Source organism: Sphingobium sp. C100 (assembly GCF_000508185.1).
GTDB lineage: Bacteria > Pseudomonadota > Alphaproteobacteria > Sphingomonadales > Sphingomonadaceae > Sphingobium.
Genome location: NZ_AYOY01000109.1, coordinates 1 through 1,105, shown reverse-complemented (window position 1 = coordinate 1,105; position 1,105 = coordinate 1). Strand labels below are relative to the sequence as shown.

Sequence of the window (1,105 nt, the reverse complement as noted above, 5' to 3'; positions counted from 1 at the left end):
CCCGCGCCGCCGCCGGTCGATCGGCCGTCCACCGTCGATCGGCCGCTGTTGAGGTCCATGACCAGCCGCCCGCCGGTCAGTCGGTTCGATCCCTGCGTCAGCGCGACATTGCCCAACATGGTGATCAGCTTGGCATTGAGGTCGTAGATGGCGACATTGCCGCGCGCGGTCTGGTCCCCCTTGGTCACGACGACATTGCCAGACGCGTCGATCCGGTCGATCTCGATGCCGTTGGTGCCGGTGCCGCCCGGCTGGTTGCGATAGGCCACGGTCATGCGCGCCGCGTTCAGCGTCATGCCGGCCTGCGTCACCTCGACATTGCCGGACACGAGCACCCGGTCGGCGCGGTCCTGCACCTCGATCCGGTCGGCGGTGAAATTGACAGGCGCGTTGCTGTCATGATTACGCAGCACCTGTGCGCTTGCGCCGGCGATCATCACGCCGGCGGTGCCCAGGAATCCGATCGACAGCAGCAGGAGGGTGCGTTTCATCAGTTTTGCCCTTTGAGGCCATTTTGCTCGATGCGCAAGCGCGCGCGGCCGTTCAATGTCACTGTGCGCGCGGCCATGTCCGCTTCCAGATGGTCGGCGCTGAAGGTGCCGATGGGGATGCGCCCATCGACGCGGCCGGCGCTGCGCATCCGCCGGCTGGTCAGGTCGACGCCCACGTCGCGCGTTGTCAGGCGATAGCCGCCGGCCGCCTCGAACTGCACCGGGCCATCGATGGCGACTCGTTCGCTTTCCATGTCATATCGCCCCTTTTGCGCGGTCAGCAGCGCCGGCCCGTCCGACAACAGGATGCGGGCCGACAGGTCGTTGAGATCGACGATCGGCTCGCGGGAGTTTTTCTGCACGGCCGAGCCGGCGCGCAGGGAAAAGGGCTGACCCTTGCTGTCCTCGCCCCGATAAAGCGCTTCGGTGACGCGCATCCGTTCGCGCGCGACATCCACCTTGTTCTTGTCCAGCACGAAACTCACCTTGTCGCCGCCGGTAAAGGGCGCGGTGGCCAGCAACGCGGCGAGCACGCCGACCGCCACTGGCAGCCAGTTTTTGAGCAGCCTGACCAACTGGTCATGGCTGCCGCCCGGGCGCGCCCCTTGACGGCG

At 66.8% G+C, this 1,105-nt stretch carries 2 protein-coding genes; both read right to left on the bottom strand.

Annotation, left to right across the window (positions count from 1 at the left end):
- Nucleotides 1-491, bottom strand: a 491-nt coding sequence (locus C100_RS32355) for an LptA/OstA family protein (RefSeq protein ID WP_024019169.1), incomplete at its 3' end; no start/stop codon positions are given.
- On the bottom strand, nt 491-1,105 hold a 615-nt coding region (locus C100_RS32350), incomplete at its 5' end, for a hypothetical protein (RefSeq protein ID WP_024019168.1). The genes C100_RS32350 and C100_RS32355, both read right to left, overlap by 1 nt.